Raw genomic sequence first — 17,059 nt, forward strand, 5'->3', positions numbered from 1 at the left:
ATGTGCCATGGCTTAAACCAGTCTGTTTTTCTGAACATTATCTTTACTTCCATTTTATTCTTATACATCCGACAGCAAGAAAAAATTTAACAGGAAACACTATCTACATATAGTGAGATTTCCCAGACAACGACTAGATCCAAACAGCTAGGATGAGTGTCTTACAGGTAGTTATCGTTAGCAATTTTGGTTTTAATATACTTATGAATGCATGACAAATTATAATAAGCTATTTGGATAAAATATTCGGCTGCTTAGTTTAGCTTTACTATCTCATACAATTTTGGGCGCTATAACATAACATAAGCTAGGGAGGATTCAGATTTCGAACCACACCTAGCTTCTTATCTTGTTCATTTATTATTTACACATAACGTCACACTAGTCAATAGCTTCTAATTACTTCATCCATCCAGGTTTGCCAAATCCCTATGATTCGTATAAATCCGTCCGCCTGTCTTGAAAAACTGGAATCGTCTTCCGTACCCGATCGACTTCCTCTAAATCCAGTTCCGCGTACAAGATCCCTTCCGCTGTTTGATTGCTAATAAGTAGCTCACCCCAAGGTGCAATGACCATCGAATGACCATTAAATTCATTATTTGGGTCCTTACCGACACGGTTGACAGCCACGATAAAACATTGGTTTTCAATCGCCCTTGCTTGCAATAATAATTGCCAATGGTCAATCCGTTGCTTTGGCCACTCCGCCGGTATAAACATAATTTTGGCTCCATTTAAAGTATGAGTCCGAATCCATTCTGGAAAACGCAAATCATAACAGATGACCCCGCCACATGTTATACCATCCAATTCAAATACATTCATACTTTGTCCTTCGTTCAAATATACATGCTCATCCATTAACTTGAATAAATGAGCTTTATCGTAGGCAGCGACAATTTTTCCAGTTCTATCCACGATATACATCGTATTAAAGTATTTGTCCGCTCTTTTCGTTGCTACTGAACCACCGACAATGTTCACTTGATGTTTTTTGGCAAGCTGAGACAGTAGCTTTCTTGTTATACTTCCCTCGCGATCAGCCAGACCGTCAAGCTTATCGAGAGCGTAGCCTGTATTCCACATTTCTGGAAAAACAATGACATCCACTTGTGCATTTGACGCTTCTTCGATATATTTTTCAATCGCTGTTAAATTTTTTTCTGGCTCACCAAAGGCGATATCCATTTGCACACAAGCAATCTTCATTTTTCGACACCTCTAGACTTTTTTATCTAAATATTATAAAATTTTAGATTAAATAGCAACTCTTACATAAAAGGTGGTTCACATGGAATATTCAGAGCGCTTAAAAAAATTACCAGTACAATTTTTCGCAAACCTAGTTGAAAAGGTAGGCAAAGCAGTTGTAGAAGGACGGGATGTTATTAACTTAGGTCAAGGTAACCCTGATCAGCCGACACCACCTCATATCATCAAAGCGCTACAAACCGCGGCAGAGGATCCTCAAACACACAAATATTCTCCATTTCGAGGTCTTAATGAGTTAAAGCTTGCTGCAGCTGAATTTTATAAAAAGCAATACGGAGTTGATATCAACCCAGAGACTGAAGTAGCTATTTTATTCGGGACGAAAACCGGTTTAGTTGAGTTGCCAATGTGCTTGTTAAATGAAGGTGAACTCATGTTATTGCCTGATCCAGGTTACCCAGATTATTTATCAGGTGCAGTGTTGGCGAATGTCGAGTATCAGACCTTCCCGCTTAAAGCTGAAAATCAGTTTTTACCTGATTTCAACGCCATACCGCTAAATCAAAGGGAAGCAGCAAAATTAATGTATCTTAACTATCCGAACAATCCGACTGGTGCTACAGTAGATCGGACTTTCTTTGAAGAAACAGTTGCTTTTGCGAAAAAACATTCCATCACGATTTTGCATGATTTCGCCTATGGTGCCATCGGTTTTGAAGGAAAAAAACCAGTAAGTTTTCTTGAAGTTGACGGGGCAAAAGACGTTGGTGTGGAAATGTATACCTTATCGAAAACCTACAATATGGCTGGCTGGCGCGTTGGCTTTGCAGTCGGGAATCCCAAAATAATTGAAGCCTTAAACCTCATTCAAGACCATTTATATGTTAGTCTATTTCCGGCTGTGCAAAAGGCCGCAATTGCTGCGCTAACAGATGATCAGCAATGTGTTGAAGAACTTGTCAACCGTTATGAACAACGCCGAAATGCCTTTATTACGGCGTGTCAAAATATTGGTTGGAAAGTCGAAGCACCAACTGGATCGTTTTTCGCTTGGTTGCCGGTTCCTAATGGGTTTACTAGTGAAACATTCGCCGATTATTTGCTTGAGAAAGCAGATGTAGCAGTTGCTGCTGGAAAAGGGTTTGGTGAATATGGAGAAGGGTATATCCGGGTCGGTTTATTGGTGGATGAAAAGCTGTTAGTGGAAGCCGTTGATCGGATTGGAAAGCTCGATTTATTTCCAATGATTCATCAATGATTTCGTCATCGTATCATTGATGAATCATTGTTTATCATCGAATAAGAAGAGTAAGAGCCTGACATGAATTTGTCAGGATTTTTTTGTGAAAAAATATCTCACGAAGCTACTTCCCCCGTCTTGCCGTTCTTCAAATTTCTTAACTTGTAGCCGAACCATTTTCATGTCTAACTTCCTGAAGACTCTTTCTTTTCTAATTACCACTAGTAATAATTTACTTATTTTGGTATGATTCACATATAATATTTATACTATTCATACTATTATTGAAAGTTCGGTGCAGCTATGGATCTTTTGACAAAGGACTTACTTATCAATTTTTTATTTATTCTTCTTACTCTATTTTTAGTACAAATGGTTTATTTGATTAAATATGCGTATCGATTAGAGGAAATAAAAAAATGGGTTATTGGCATTTTTCCAGTTGTCTCACTTATCCTATGCATGCTACTTCCTGTTGCTCTTGAAAAGAGTTTCGTCTGGGACCTTCGCTGGATTCCTTTTATTTTAGGAGGTTTAATCGGAGGATTTCGTTTAGGTATACTTCAATTGTTATTGGTTCTAATCATCCGCTATTATCAAGGGCATGATGTGGGTTTTTATGTGACAGCCATCACATTCATCTTTATCGGTTTACTCGTATTCTTCTTATCCAAATACTATTTACAAATGAACATCAAACAAAAAGTAGCGTTAAGTATCGCATTAATTATTTTTGCCTTATTTAGTTCATTATTTGTTTCAATACATATATTTGGAGTTAGTTTAGATAGCATATTTTGGGTGAAGTATGTCACCATTCATATCATTGGCATGTTCATTTCAACTCTTCTTTGGGAAGTGATTCAAACAAATTTTCAGGTACTACAAAAGTTAGTGAAGGCAGAAAAATTACAAATTGTGAGCCATCTTGCTGCAAGCATCTCTCATGAAGTCAGAAATCCACTCACTGTCAGCCGAGGATTTATCCAAATGTTATATGAAGGTGAAGCCACACAAGCGAGAAAAGAGTATGCAAGTATTGCGTTACAAGAATTGGATCGTGCTACAGAAGTGATTAACGATTATTTAACTTTTGCCAAACCAGCATTCGACATAGAAGAAAATATTAATATTAATGAGGAAGTTCAGCATGCCGTCAATGTCATTATCCCCTTAGCCAATATGAATGGTATACAGGTGAAGTTATCTGTAGTAGATCATTATTATGTAGCTAAAGGGGATAGAAAAAAGTTCCAACAATGTTTAATTAATATCATGAAAAATGGAATTGAATCCATGTCAAATCATGGAGAAATTAAAATCCACTTAAACTATGAAAATAGCATGATCCATATTAATATTCAGGATGAAGGAATAGGAATGACACAAGAACAAATCGATCGTCTTGGGGAGCCTTTTTTTACAACAAAGGAAAAAGGAACTGGACTCGGAATGATGGTTTCGTTTAGTATTATTAAAGAGATGAATGGAAACATTCATGTGACTAGTGAGCATGGGGAGGGAACCTGTTTCTCTATTATCCTACCCGTCTATTCCGTGATTGATCGTATGACTCAAGATAATCACTTTACAAAAATGGGATAGGAAACAAGCTGTTCAAACCTTAAATCTACTTAGATGTTATTCGATAAAAAAGATACATAACTATTAGCACGGGGTTTCTCCCCTCACCTCAAGCTTTGAGGTGAGGTATTACAATCTGTTAAACCGGGATGAAATTAGCCACAAATGCTTAAATAAGCAATCCTTAGTTTTGAATTAAATCAAATCAAATATTGATAGGAAGAAGTCCATTCTGGTTGAATAGGCTTCTTCGTACTATTTGTTTAGGCCTTAGCTTGTATGTCAAAATCAAATACTTCTATATTCTCTTCATCTGTTACAACTAGTAAATCTGTATGAATATAGTCCTTTCCAAAAATAGTTTTTAAATCTTCATAATGAACACCGTCAGCTTTAACTAAGATCTCATCTTCTACATACATATAAACCGTAAAGTACTTTTGCAAAAAAGAAAAAAACGCCTCTACTTTTATTCCAGATTTTTCTATATACTCACTATTAAATTCAATAAAACCAATCGCAGATTCACATCTCTTGAATAACTCGATCATTCCTTTTAAGACGAATGCTTCATACCCTTCTACATCTACTTTAAATAGCACGGTTCCATTTGTTATGTCTTTTTTTAAGATTGAATCAATCGCGATGGTTCGAACTGGTACCCTTTCAATCATATTGTGAGCAGGTATATAGGAAGCAGAAGATGTCCCCGACCAATGTTTATCAATAAAGAATTCTTTCTGTTCGTCATCTTTGTCTGATGCAAAGGCATTGATAATCGTGATTTGGGTTTTATTCGGATGAACCTCTCTTGACTTAATAATGTATTGAATCAGATGATGATTTGCCTCGATTCCATATATGGTTGTTCGAACGGGATAGGTTGTAGAAAAAAGACATTCACCATAGTTTACCCCTACGTCTATGATCAGATCTGGCGAGAACTCTTTTACAGATGTATGCCAAAAATAGGAGAGTCGCTTTTGTGTGATTCCGTCGCTAATTAGTAACGCTCTACCACGGTTTTCCTCTGAATTAATATATAGAACATTGGACGAAGGTAATACGATTTTGTTTGGAATTTTATCAATGTTTAATGTTTTATATTTAAAGAAAATCCCCAAATCAATTAAAAATTTCCAGGTTTTAGGGTGATGCTCCCACATATTCATTATAAAAGGGGTACGAACTACTACTTTTGATATCAAAGTATATCCTCCTATTTGTTTCTCCTTTAGAAGCTTGTATTTATGAATTCTTTAACTTATAGGAAAATCCTCCAATTAAATCATAGATTAACAAAACATTTACAATAGGTGGAAGGGCATTCTATTTGTATGTAGAATAAGAGTACATGTTTCTGTTCGTTGAAATGTTCTTGAATGCCCTCCCTTATCATAATAATTAGTAAAGGAGTGTTTATTTGTGAGAAGATTTCAATGTGTATTCATGATCCTCTCTCTCTCTTGATTATGGCTGCTTGTGGACGAAATGAGTCGGTGCCTAATCAAAGAGATGAGCATAAGAAAGAAATTGTGCATGAAACGGAAAATAACGGTACAAATCAAACGGAACAAAGTATCTTATCTGACTTTTTTATGAAAGATGGAGCGATTGCTGAATACTTGGGGATAGGCAACGAATATGCGCAATACAATTCGCGAACTCAATGGTTGAATGACCATTATGTAAATGTATACGAAGATAATGGTGGAACGGTAATGTTAAGAACGTTTCGCATAGAAGAGAATAAAGTTGTCGTCGTGAAAGAAATAAGCGAGGCTTATGATGATTATTTGCCTACCGAAAATGAACTTGATCAACTAAACCCGGTGTATACGTACTTGCAGCTACCATTAAAAACCGGATCTGAGTTTGATGGTTGGAAAGTGATTGAGGACTCGCTTATACTTTCTACACCATACAAACAATTTGAAAACGTAATTGTCATTGAAATAAACAACGAGGACCATTCCGTTACACGTAAATATTTTGTGGCAGGACTCGGTGAAATTAAGCGGGAGTTCACTATGCAAGAGGGGAAAGAAAAAACGACGATTACCTCTGTTCTTGAGAAGATTAATTAGTTGGATCGAGGTTTTAAAACATGGGGTATTACAGCTGGTTAAATAGAAACGAGGTAAAAATGATGGATTTGATAGAAAAGATGTGCTTAGGAGAAGTGTATTGTGATTTTGAACCTGAGTTGATAAAAGGACGAGAAGATGCGAAAAAAATAACACGATTATATAATTTGACAACTGATAGTGAAATGGAACAGAGAAATCTATTATTGGACAAGTTATTTCAAGCACGAGGCAAGAATACAATGATTGAGCCTAACTTTCGAGTTGAATACGGATTTAATATCCATGTAGGGGATAATTTCTTTGCCAATTACGATGCAATCATACTAGATTGTGCAAAAGTTACGATTGGGAATGATGTATTATTTGGACCAAGAGTAGGAATTTACACCGCAAATCACGTGACAGATCCTGAAGCCAGAGCAAAGGGTGATGTATATGCTTTACCTGTTACGATTGGAAATAAGGTATGGTTAGGAGCAAACGTTGTTGTGAACCCTGGTGTTACGATTGGTGAAAATAGTATCATCGGGTCAGGTAGCGTTGTTACAAAAGATATTCCCCCGAATGTTGTAGCTGCCGGTGTACCTTGCAAGGTGATTAAGCAAATCTAGTCTTGCTATTTATTAACTAAAAAACAGTGCACATTCATGTGAAAGCCACCGTTTTTTCGTACGGTATTACTTGTAATGATCTCCAAATGTAGCATATTGAGCGTTAGAAATACGTTGTTTGGCGGCATTGATAATACGATGTTCCTCAAATATCTTAAGGTTATTAAAAACGGGACGCAGTCCCCCGTTGTTTAGAAGATTACGTCGGAATACGATAAAAGAAAATGACTCGTTACGTACTACCTTTAGAGTCATTTCCTTTCGTTATTAAAATATTCGTTTATTGTAGGGAGGGATGCTTTGAGGAAAGGTAAATACGTTATACGGATCATATTCGGTTTTAACTTTTCTAAGTCGGTTGACATTTTCGCCATAGTAGGTGGTTGGCCAGTCTTTAATATAAATATCCGGCCAGTTCACATAGTCGCCCATTGTATTCTTTGATAGCGCCTTTCTTAGACTTTCAATCCAATGGACGTTTTGCCGTTCCTCACTAGTGGAATTCCAAGAAGAAATATACTCCTGAGCGATAATAGCTTCTCGGTAATAGTAAGCTGTATCTTTAGGGGCAAGTCGGTTAACTGCACCTCCCAGTGATTGATGCCATATGGCCGCATTTTCGTTAGGTGCTCTGGCCAAAAATTGTTTCATCTTTAGAATGGCTTCTCTAGGAAGTGGTTCTTCTATAAACGAACCGGATCGCTTAAAATTGGATGGACGGTCTCCACTTGGAGAATCAAAAAATTTGACCGTATCAATATACCGTACCGCTTTTACTCTTTGAGCAATGGGACTGCCGGCTTTTAATAATGGCTGAATAAGCTGTTTTAATTTGGCAACAGGACCAACAAACTCCCCAAGTACTTCGATTCTATTTACTTCCTTCGCTCTTAATTCAATTGTAGAAGTAAGGCGTTTATCCGTGAAAGGTGCCCAATTCTGCCATACGTTAAATACCTCCTCAAAATCCTCCCATCCCCATGTAATCGAGAAAATCGCTACGTCCGAGATTGGATGTACCCTAAATGTTAAGGATGTGACAATACCAAAGTTCCCGCCACCACCACCACGAGAAGCCCAAAACAAATCACTATTTTCATACTTATTCGCTTTAATAACTTCCGCGCCTCTTTTGGAAGAAGCTTTAACCATTTCAATTTCAAGTAGTTGATCACAAGTCAGGCCAAATAATCTTGTTAGTAAACCAATTCCACCACCAAGCGTGAGACCGACAATCCCCGTATTGACAGATGTTCCAGCAGGAATGGTGACTCCGTATTCCCATAATTCTTGATATACTTTCCCTAATCCAGCACCCGCTTCAATCTTCGCGGTTAAACTTTGGCGATTAACTGTTATTTGATTCATTTCACTTACATCAATAATCAGGCCTCTGTTCACTAAAGAAAAATTTTCAAAGTTATGGCGTCCACTTCTCAAACGGAAAGGGATACGATTCTCCCTCACCCATTTTAATGCATTCACTACATCTTGAACATTTTGACAAAAAACGATCACCCTTGGAAACTTTGGGATGCTCAAGTTCAGATTTATTCTCGCTTGCTCATAATCAGAATCATTCGGTGTGACAATTCGACCTGTCAGTTTCGTCTTTTCCAAAAAGAATCCCCTTTCTGCCGATGAGTCATGGCTTTCATTGTGTAAAGGGTTTTTCTATAAATTCTATGAATCATTTTTAGGAAAAGACCTTTGAAGTAAATCGGCACAGTATCGTAGATTAAGAATACAAATTAGAACATGAGTTTTTCGCGCTGGGCCTGAATTTTGATACAAAAAAAAGGGGTGTCCCAAAAGCAAAGGGTCAGACCCCGCAATAACTAAATACAGTGTATAAAACGCTACATACTGATTTAGAGTGCGAGGTCAGACCCTTATGGACATCCTCTTTATTTGTTAAATATGCTATATAGCTTCAAGGGATTCTCAAAGGGAAATTCTACAATAGATCTCTTCTTAATTCTTCTGCAGATTTTGGAGATAAATATACAGGTGCAATCTCATAAACAGTTTTGGCACCAACTTGTCCCTCTTTGTTTAAGCGATATGCAGCTCGCGCATATGCGACTAATACGCTTGCTGTAAATTCTGGATTACTCTCGAGATTTAGTGAGAATTCAATAATTTGTTTATTGTCTGATCCTGTTTTCCCACCACGAATAACAAAACCACCATGTGGCAATTTTGAGTGATTCTCTTTTAATTCTTCTTCTGTAATAAAGTTCACTTTTGTTTCATAATCGGCAAAGTAGTTCGGCATCGTGACAATATCTTGTTCAATTTTAGCTTGATCATATCCTTCTTCCGCTACAACATAGCAAACACGAAGATGTTTCTCTGCCGTGGATAATTCAGGATTTGCGCCATTCCTTACTTTTTCAATTGCCTCATCGATTGGTACCGTATATTGAACAGCACCTTTCACACCTTCAACTCTACGAACAGCATCTGAGTGTCCTTGGCTAACACCTTTACCCCAGAACGTGTAATTTTCACCGTTCGGTAAAATCGCTTCTGCCATTAAACGATTGATCGAGAACAAACCTGGATCCCAGCCAACAGAAATAATGCTTGTCTTTCCACTTTCTTTTGCAGAACGATCAACCGAATTAAAATATTCAGGAATTTTAGCATGTGTATCATAGCTGTCAATTGTGTTAAACATTTTGGCCAAATCAGGGCCTTGTTCTGGAAGATCCGTTGCTGATCCTCCACATAAAATCATAACATCAATTTCATCCTTATAATCCACTGCTTTGGAAATATGTAAAACCTTCACATTTGGTTCATTTACCGAAATACTGTCAGGTGTTCTTCTTGTAAAAATAGCGACAAGATCCATATCTGGACATTGTTTAATTGCCTCTACTGTTCCTCTGCCAAGATTACCATACCCGACGATTCCTATTTTAATTTGATTGCTCATCGTGTTCCCCTCCATCGTTGAATTTTCCGAGGACAATTTTAGTCCTTTCTATATTATATTACTTTTTTTGTATGACACACAAATATGAGATGAAGATTGATTTATTTCAAAAGTTAGATTGATTCAGAGAGTTGAATTGTGAATGAAAACATAGTGTTAGGCAAGTTTTATCCCATAACTTCAAAAGACAAAGGAACCTTTGTGGCTCCTTTGTCGTATTAGTGTTGTGCGCTAATAAGAAATTCCATGCTCCCTATCCTATTAAAATAAAGTGATAACAATAAAGAAAACAAACATAGTAGCTAGACCAACAGGAAGACCAAATTTTGCCCATTCCTTACTTGTGATCCCTAGCTTTCCTGCTGAAATGATGTTCGGGATGTTACCTGGTATAAGCATCCCACCACTAATCAATAGACCAAGTAGAATTGCCTTTATGGTCGGTTCATCCATAGAAGGGCTAATTTCAGCGGCAGCAAGTGTTGCATTATCGAGAACTGCTGAAATCATATTAATCCAGTAAAGAATTCCGGTATTCAAATCAAGTAGGTAACGATTAATCAACGTTTCAAAACCTGCTCCAAGAAGGGTTAATCCCATGACAAACAGATAAATTTTTATCGTTCTAATCATAATTTCACGATAGGTTTCGCTCGATTGATTGTTGGACAGCCCATCTTGAGTTTGTTTCGGATGCACCAAAAACGCAGCAAGAATCCCGAAAATCAGCACAGCTGGAATAACTTCAGGGCCAATTAATCGCAAGAGATAAAAGAAATCCTCTCCTAATTTACTGATGGCGATGGTTGAAAGCGGCTCACCAATCGGTGTTAACGCTGCTCCAAGACCAATAGAGAAGCAGGCTAAAACGACAAGTCGAACCTCTGATTGACGGTCAAGTGTCAGAACACTGACAATGAGAACTAAAATTAAAGCAGCAATAATTGCAGTAATCACACTTGAAATCAAGCCTAAGATAATAACGACTAGAGCAATAAATAACCGAAAAGGCATCGCACGACTTATGCCTAGAATCCCTTTTTCTAAAGGTGTCTTAAGCCACTTAAATAATAGCCCAGCCACCAAAACGGCAATCGTAATTTTAATCGGATCCTCTAATGCTTTAATTAGAAGATGCTTGTCAAATACGCCGCCAACGATTGCAGCTAAAAAACCCATAATAAACAAAAATACTTCTAAATTTTCTTCAATGTATTTTACGAAAAAAGGCAAAAATAATACTAGAAGTAAAATAAGTAACAACCCAATAATCATTGATTTCTCCCTCTCAAACAAGCCTTGCTTGCAGCAAAATAGTATGTAAAACACTCTATAAAACTATTTTAACATAAATACGTCATGGTAGTTATATTATTCTGATAATTCGTTGAACGAATTACCCTTTATTTCGCAAATTGCAGACCTTTACCCAGGATTATAGTAGTATCAAAGTAAAATGATAGAGAACATCCTGCCTTTAGCCTATTTCTCAGCGAAAAGAAGAGCACCTCGGGATCCAGAAGTTAAGTTCACGAGCCCGATTTACGATTTGCATACCAGAATTGAAATGCACATTCCATAACGAGTTTACTCACAATAAAGTTAAAATTGGCAAACTCCCATTCAAGTGCATGTTCAAAAAGGAGGATAAAAAGAGCCGAAAAGTTCGAGGAGCGCATCTCGAGAGGACCAGACTTGCACAGGATGTGCTGATTTCTGTGTTGCGCACAGGACGTGCGCGGTTTTAACAGAAGGTCATTCATGAGCTTTGATACAATTCGCAAGCTTTTTTACCGGACTTTTTGAACAACCTCTTCAACATATACAGACATCAAAGCTCCTAAAAGAACAACAAGCACACCTCATGAAAAGTGTGCTCACATATACCTCATTTATTAAAATGGTTACTATTTCGAGCAGAAATGGCTAAGCAGAAAACACATGTAGCGAAAAGAGGCCCGCTTTTTATGTTTGGTTACACTATAGCCCTGTTTTGACGAGATAGAGTTTTCTTTTATCTACTTATTCTTTACTCTTTGCATTCGTTTGATCTTATATTGTTCAAAATCCCACTTCGACAAAAATTCTTTAGTAGAGGTATAGCCTGATTTATAGAGAAAATCGATTTCATCCTCATTCAGTTCAAAATCAGTTGCGCTGATGTCGCCAGTAGGAATTTGAATCGTGCGTTCAATCGTTCCTTCGTTCATATATCGTAAATCATGAGCTTGAAGCATCGTTTTAAATATATTTTTAAAAAGGTGGATTGGCGTTGGGATAACGGCATTTATGTTCACTTCATTTTTCACAAAATGGAAGCCAAACGTTGGAAAACGAGGGTTGTCTGTATCAAATATCCAGATTGGGAAGTTACTAAGCAAACCACCATCTAAAATGTAGGATTTGTTACGGTCTTTTGATTTCCAAATAACCGGACGGAAGAAAAAGGGCAAGGAAGTACTCATCATAACGGCAGTCGAAACTTTTAAATCAGCAGGAGTCATCCTATAACGTCCCAAATCATCTGGCAAAATAAGCATTTGGCCATTCGAAATATCAGAAGCAATAATCTTTAACTTGCCTTCTGGAAGATCCGCAAATGTCTTAATGCCTTTTTCTGCAAGAAGTGAATCCAACCATGTTTCCAAATAATCATTTTTATACATTCCTAGATGAACCATAAGTGCTAAAAAAGTGCCCACAACGGGAAGTCGGTTCAAAATCGTCCTACCTCGAAGCTTTGAGAAATCAATGTCACTCAGCTGGTCTCTAATTTCATAGCTTTTATAGCCGCTTGCCAAAAGAGCAGCAATTACCGCTCCCGCTGATGTTCCAGCCAGCCTTTCCCATTCTACGTTTTCCTCTTCCATTGCTTGAATCGCACCGATAAAAGCAATTCCCCTGACTCCACCACCTTCAAAAACAGCATCTACCTTCAATGTTTTTCACCTCTCCATTAAAATTATTCATTACTAAACTGCTACGATAGCAAATTAACAATCATTTCAAGTAAATTTGCACAACTCCTCTTATTCTGAAATCCTTCTATTTTTTCATTTCGAAATTTGATTAACATACGTTTTCCGCGTTATGCTAAGCCCGTTTGGGACAACTGAATTCAGGTAGCATTGAATACAGCTTTTCTTTATCCTATGAAAGGAGACAAGCTTTTGCTATAAGTCTTAGTCTATTAATTCTAAATGACCAAAAAAGCAAAACCGCCATTTCGATCTTTGTTCTTTGTTTTTTTATCACTGTTTGGCAATATGTTACGCTAAAAAGTTTGTACTAACATAACTACCTTAGAAGTTCCTATATCGAATGGCACTTTCATGAAGTCGCGGGCTTCTATTAATTTGAAATTAAAAACAGAACGGCTCCCGATGAGCTGTCCTGTTTAATGAACGAAATATCAAATTATTCAAATAAAACCGGATCATATTCTCGCCAAATTACGATAAAGACGAATGAGAAGCATTACAAGCATTCTTCCTTATTTATAATTTTTAGCAATTTCGATAAATAACTTAATCGCTTCTGGTATAACCTCTTCATCAATGTCGAATTTAGGATGGTGGTGCGGATACATGCTCTTCTCTCCACCCATACCTACAAAGATAAACGCACCCGGTTTATTTTGTAAATAATAAGAGAAGTCTTCCCCTCCCATCACTGGATCAACTAACTCGAATACATCATCACCAAAAGATTGGCGAATGACTGACTCCACAAAGCGAGATTCTTTAGGATTATTAACAAGCGGTGGCGTTCCGATGATAAAATCCACTTGACCAATTGCCTCGAATGCTTTGCAAATCCCTTCTGTTAATTGAACCATTTGGCTTTGAAGCGTATCAACAGCTTCCGGCGTTAATGCCCGGATCGTACCAATTAATTTCGCTGTATCAGGAATAATATTATAGGTTGTTCCCGCTTCAATCTTTCCAACTGTAATGACACCAGAATCGATTGGATTTAATTTTCGACTAATGATACTTTGCAAAGATTGAATCACGTGGGTGGCCACATAGATCGGATCAACGGTCTCATGAGGCATTGATCCATGTCCACCTGAACCTTGAATCATGATTTCAAAGTCATCAATTGACGCCATCATCGGTCCATGTGTTAGGCCGATTTTTCCTTTTTCCATCCCTTGCCACAAATGAATCCCAAAAATGGCATCGACATTTTCTAAAACTCCCTGTTTAATGAGCCTATCTGCTCCACTAGGGGTAATTTCTTCGGCCGATTGAAAAATAAGGACAATATTTGGTTCGACTTCATTTCCTTTAATCGATAGCCATTCGGCTACAGCTAACAATGTCGCTGTATGACCATCATGCCCACACATATGCGCAACGCCTGGATTTTTTGATAGATAAGGTTTATCACCTTCTTCTGTTATCGGCAAAGCGTCAATATCTGCTCTTAACGCGATCGTTTTGTTTCCTTTTGTCCCTTTTACAAAACCAATCACACTAGGTGGTTCGAAATCTAATATTTCTATTTTTAATGCTTCAAGTCTGTTACGAATAAATGCACATGTTTCGAATTCTAATCCCGATAACTCGGGATATTGGTGAAAAAAGCGACGATCTTCAATCGCTTGTTTAATTAACTGTTCATCTATATGGGTATACGGCAAAAAAATTTCCTCCTTTGTTTAAAACGGTCCATAATGAATCCACTGCGCAATTATAAGTGCGATAATGGTAATCCCAATTTGAATAAAGAAAAAGGGCAACAACCACTTAATCCATTTCCTCCTTACCCCTACTATTATCCACTTATCACCCTATATGGTTTGTGAAGACTCTTTTGTAAAATCTACTCTTATTTCCTTGCAGAATGAAAAGTAGTAAATCAGCTTTCAAATAAAAAGAATTATACATATATATTAATTTTTATACAACGGTATTTTTTAAGAAATCCTTATTCAATACCCATCCGACTCGATTCAAAGTCGTCCATTTCGTACCTGATTTGAGACTTTCGTTCGATCCCATTCAAAAGATTTCTTCATTTTTAATGATATAGAATGATGCAATCACTCTTTTGTCCTTCCTTTTGAACGTTTATAGAAAAATTAATCCCACAGGGAAATTGTTGGGATTTGGAGAAATTTTTGGTGTTTTATGAAAAGCTTTATAAGATAAGCTAAAAATTTTTCATAATATGTCGAATAATAACATATAGGCCAAATAGCATAGATTTTGTTTAATTAAATTAATACATCTACATAAATCGTAGATTGTAACACTGGAGGAGTATATACCTTGAATGCAGTAAAAGAAAGAAGCACCTTGAAGTACAAAAAAGTTAGCACAGAAGAGGAACTTGCAACATTTCATCGTATTAAGAAAGTGTCGTGGGATGAAAAGGGATTCGAAATGGAATATGCCAAAAATGGTTCTGATTTATTTTTATTCGTTAGTGAAGACGGGAATTATGGCGGGACATTTGAATTCACACCTTATGGAATGTGGACAAACCCTTTTATGAAGAACTTATTTAAAGATGTTGTAACGAATGATATGAAAGTCATGGAAGTTGATAGTTTTGCCGTTTTACCTGAATATCGTGGAATGCTTGGCAGAAGTGGGATTTCTTTAATGATTGATTATGCAGAAAAAAATGGCTACACACATGCAATTGGAATCGCTGATCCTAACGTTTTTCGTTCATTTAACGATTCATACCATATCTTATCTGTAAAGGTAAAGGATGATGTTTTTTACAAAGGTGCGTATGCAGTGCCTACGCTTTTTCATCTAAAGGAAGTTTATGAAAACAAGCATCTTGAAAAATATACTTGGCTTTCAACATCAATTGAACAGAAAGAAGGGGATTTAGTTGGAGAATATTGACTTATTAGTAAGAAGAAATAATTGGGTCGTTCTAGTTTTTGCAGGCATTATAACAACAGTCCAGTTATTGAACCTCGTCCTTGGTATTTCATTTGCTTTTGTTGCGACAGTTCTTGGCATCATTTATGGAGTATTAGCCCCATTTGCCTATATCTCCAATCGATCACGATGGAAAGATAAACTGGCTCTATTTATGAAATATTTTAATTTAATTGTAATTGGGGCTTTCATGTTTACAATCGTTAGTATTGATCCACATATGATCAATATTATGACTATCTACTTTTATGTTGCCGTTATGGGCATTTACCAAGATAAAATTATTAACGGATTAACCATTTTAATCTCGTTAGCAATCGTATCCTATTACTTTTTCACACAAGGTGAAGTCATTTTTCATTCAACGAATCCTGTTGATTTAATGTATTTCTTACTCACCTTTTGTTTTGTATCATTAGCTTCTATGTTGCAAGCATATTTCAATAATAAGTTACAGAAAGATGTAGTCGTGCAAAAATTAGAAGCGATTGAATCGCAAGAGAAATTACAACAAATGTTAGATGGCATTACTCATTCGCTAGCATCCGTAAAAGAGTATCAAGTGGATTTGAATCAAGCAACGGATGGTGCAAATACACGCGGTTTAGAAATTGTTGCCTTATTAGATGAAATGCTTCAAACATTTGATGCTCAAACGGAAAAATCTAAAGAATTAAATAAAGGCATGGAATCTACGAATAATCAAGTAGACGATATGACAAGCTCCATTACGGAGATGCACAATTATGTAGAGTCTACGAAAATGGCAACCCATGAAAGTGGGAAACGGATTGACACGTTGGAGAATGACTTAGTTACTTTCAATCGTGATATTCAAGGTACGATTCATCTTATGCAAGAGTTAAATGAGGAAACAGAATCAATTGAAAAAATCATTCAGACGATTTCTGACATATCAAAACAGACGAACCTACTTGCTTTAAACGCATCAATAGAAGCAGCACGAGCAGGGGAACATGGGAAAGGATTTGCTGTTGTAGCTGAAGAGGTTAGAAAATTAGCAGAATCCTCTAAAGTATCATCTGACTCTATTTCCGAATTACTTTCCGGAATCCATTCAAAAATGAATACAGCTGCAAACACAATTTCGCAATCGCAAAAATCAATCGAGAAAAATACAGTCGGAATGGTTGAAGTGAAAGGAATTTTCTCTAATGTGGATTCCTATATGCAAAACATTTCTAACCAAACAAAAGATCTGCAAGATTTTATCTTGAATGTGCGAAGCATGATGCAAGAGGTTGGTGCAGGTGTAGAAATAAACTTAAATACAACTGAAATAAATAAAGAAAGTCTTGATGACACACTCCAACTTGTGTCCAATCAACAAAAAGAGATTCAAAGTATGTCAGATGGATTTGTAAGACTTGAACAAGAGATATCTGTGTTACTGGATAAGAGATAAAAACAATAAAGAAGAGAGAGGTCGTATTCTTGGCTTCTCT

General features: G+C 36.8%; 13 protein-coding genes. 6 read left to right on the forward strand and 7 right to left on the reverse strand.

Annotation, left to right across the window (positions count from 1 at the left end; genetic code table 11):
* Positions 1–429: 429 nt before the first annotated feature.
* Positions 430–1,212, reverse strand: a complete 783-nt coding sequence (locus ACIQZI_RS15080; protein ID WP_403074338.1) for a carbon-nitrogen family hydrolase — start codon at positions 1,210–1,212, stop codon at positions 430–432.
* A gap of 82 nt (positions 1,213–1,294) precedes the next feature.
* Here ACIQZI_RS15080 and ACIQZI_RS15085 point away from each other — a divergent pair, with 82 nt between their 5' ends.
* Together ACIQZI_RS15085 and ACIQZI_RS15090 are read left to right on the forward strand one after the other, a co-directional pair.
* Positions 1,295–2,473: a pyridoxal phosphate-dependent aminotransferase gene (locus tag ACIQZI_RS15085; RefSeq protein WP_403074340.1), complete on the forward strand. Its 1,179-nt coding sequence runs from the start codon at positions 1,295–1,297 to the stop codon at positions 2,471–2,473.
* Positions 2,474–2,827: 354 nt separating this feature from the next.
* Entirely contained in the window at positions 2,828–4,060 is a 1,233-nt protein-coding gene (locus ACIQZI_RS15090) for an ATP-binding protein (protein ID WP_403074342.1), read from the forward strand.
* Between the two features lie 242 nt (positions 4,061–4,302).
* On the opposite strand, the gene ACIQZI_RS15095 is transcribed toward ACIQZI_RS15090, so the two are convergent.
* Complete coding sequence (locus tag ACIQZI_RS15095; RefSeq protein WP_403074344.1) at positions 4,303–5,247, reverse strand: FkbM family methyltransferase; 945 nt, start codon at positions 5,245–5,247, stop codon at positions 4,303–4,305.
* 264 nt (positions 5,248–5,511) lie between these two features.
* Between ACIQZI_RS15095 and ACIQZI_RS15100 the strand changes: the two genes are divergently transcribed.
* Positions 5,512–6,126 (forward strand): hypothetical protein, encoded by a 615-nt coding sequence (locus tag ACIQZI_RS15100; RefSeq protein WP_403074346.1) that lies wholly within the window; start codon positions 5,512–5,514, stop codon positions 6,124–6,126.
* 59 nt (positions 6,127–6,185) lie between these two features.
* Positions 6,186–6,740 (forward strand): sugar O-acetyltransferase, encoded by a 555-nt coding sequence (locus tag ACIQZI_RS15105; protein WP_403074348.1) that lies wholly within the window; start codon positions 6,186–6,188, stop codon positions 6,738–6,740.
* Positions 6,741–7,007: 267 nt separating this feature from the next.
* On the opposite strand, the gene ACIQZI_RS15110 is transcribed toward ACIQZI_RS15105, so the two are convergent.
* The 5 genes from ACIQZI_RS15110 to ACIQZI_RS15130 all read right to left on the reverse strand — a co-directional run bounded on the left by ACIQZI_RS15110 (position 7,008) and on the right by ACIQZI_RS15130 (position 14,332).
* Positions 7,008–8,360 (reverse strand): FAD-binding oxidoreductase, encoded by a 1,353-nt coding sequence (locus ACIQZI_RS15110; RefSeq protein ID WP_403074350.1) that lies wholly within the window; start codon positions 8,358–8,360, stop codon positions 7,008–7,010.
* 337 nt (positions 8,361–8,697) lie between these two features.
* On the reverse strand, positions 8,698–9,684 hold the full coding sequence (locus ACIQZI_RS15115) for a diaminopimelate dehydrogenase (RefSeq protein ID WP_062183954.1): 987 nt from the start codon (positions 9,682–9,684) through the stop codon (positions 8,698–8,700).
* A gap of 261 nt (positions 9,685–9,945) precedes the next feature.
* On the reverse strand, positions 9,946–10,959 hold the full coding sequence (locus ACIQZI_RS15120) for a DUF1646 family protein (protein WP_403074353.1): 1,014 nt from the start codon (positions 10,957–10,959) through the stop codon (positions 9,946–9,948).
* Between the two features lie 743 nt (positions 10,960–11,702).
* A complete protein-coding gene (locus tag ACIQZI_RS15125; RefSeq protein ID WP_403074355.1) occupies positions 11,703–12,623 on the reverse strand; it encodes a patatin-like phospholipase family protein in 921 nt (306 codons plus the stop codon).
* 554 nt (positions 12,624–13,177) lie between these two features.
* Positions 13,178–14,332, reverse strand: a complete 1,155-nt coding sequence (locus ACIQZI_RS15130) for a M20 metallopeptidase family protein (RefSeq protein ID WP_062183963.1) — start codon at positions 14,330–14,332, stop codon at positions 13,178–13,180.
* A 631-nt stretch (positions 14,333–14,963) separates the two neighbouring features.
* On the opposite strand from ACIQZI_RS15130, the gene ACIQZI_RS15135 reads away from it, so the two are divergent.
* Positions 14,964–15,554 carry a GNAT family N-acetyltransferase gene (locus ACIQZI_RS15135; RefSeq protein WP_403074357.1) on the forward strand — a complete coding sequence of 197 codons (591 nt, stop codon included), beginning with the start codon at positions 14,964–14,966 and terminating at the stop codon, positions 15,552–15,554.
* Positions 15,541–17,019 carry a methyl-accepting chemotaxis protein gene (locus ACIQZI_RS15140; RefSeq protein ID WP_403074359.1) on the forward strand — a complete coding sequence of 493 codons (1,479 nt, stop codon included), beginning with the start codon at positions 15,541–15,543 and terminating at the stop codon, positions 17,017–17,019. Before ACIQZI_RS15135 ends, ACIQZI_RS15140 begins: the two co-directional genes overlap by 14 nt.
* The last annotated feature ends 40 nt before the right edge of the window (positions 17,020–17,059 follow it).

It is taken from the genome of Peribacillus sp. NPDC096379 (assembly GCF_044762875.1).
Classification (GTDB): Bacteria; Bacillota; Bacilli; order Bacillales; family DSM-1321; genus Peribacillus.

Coding starts and splice junctions, on each gene's coding strand:
- ACIQZI_RS15105 (WP_403074348.1), top strand. CDS start 6,186: ATGATGGATTTGATAGAAAAGATGTGCTTAGGAGAAGTGTATTGTGAT.
- ACIQZI_RS15090 (WP_403074342.1), top strand. CDS start 2,828: ATGGTTTATTTGATTAAATATGCGTATCGATTAGAGGAAATAAAAAAA.
- ACIQZI_RS15120 (WP_403074353.1), bottom strand. CDS start 10,959: ATGATTATTGGGTTGTTACTTATTTTACTTCTAGTATTATTTTTGCCT.
- ACIQZI_RS15080 (WP_403074338.1), bottom strand. CDS start 1,212: ATGAAGATTGCTTGTGTGCAAATGGATATCGCCTTTGGTGAGCCAGAA.
- ACIQZI_RS15115 (WP_062183954.1), bottom strand. CDS start 9,684: ATGAGCAATCAAATTAAAATAGGAATCGTCGGGTATGGTAATCTTGGC.
- ACIQZI_RS15100 (WP_403074346.1), top strand. CDS start 5,512: ATGGCTGCTTGTGGACGAAATGAGTCGGTGCCTAATCAAAGAGATGAG.
- ACIQZI_RS15085 (WP_403074340.1), top strand. CDS start 1,295: ATGGAATATTCAGAGCGCTTAAAAAAATTACCAGTACAATTTTTCGCA.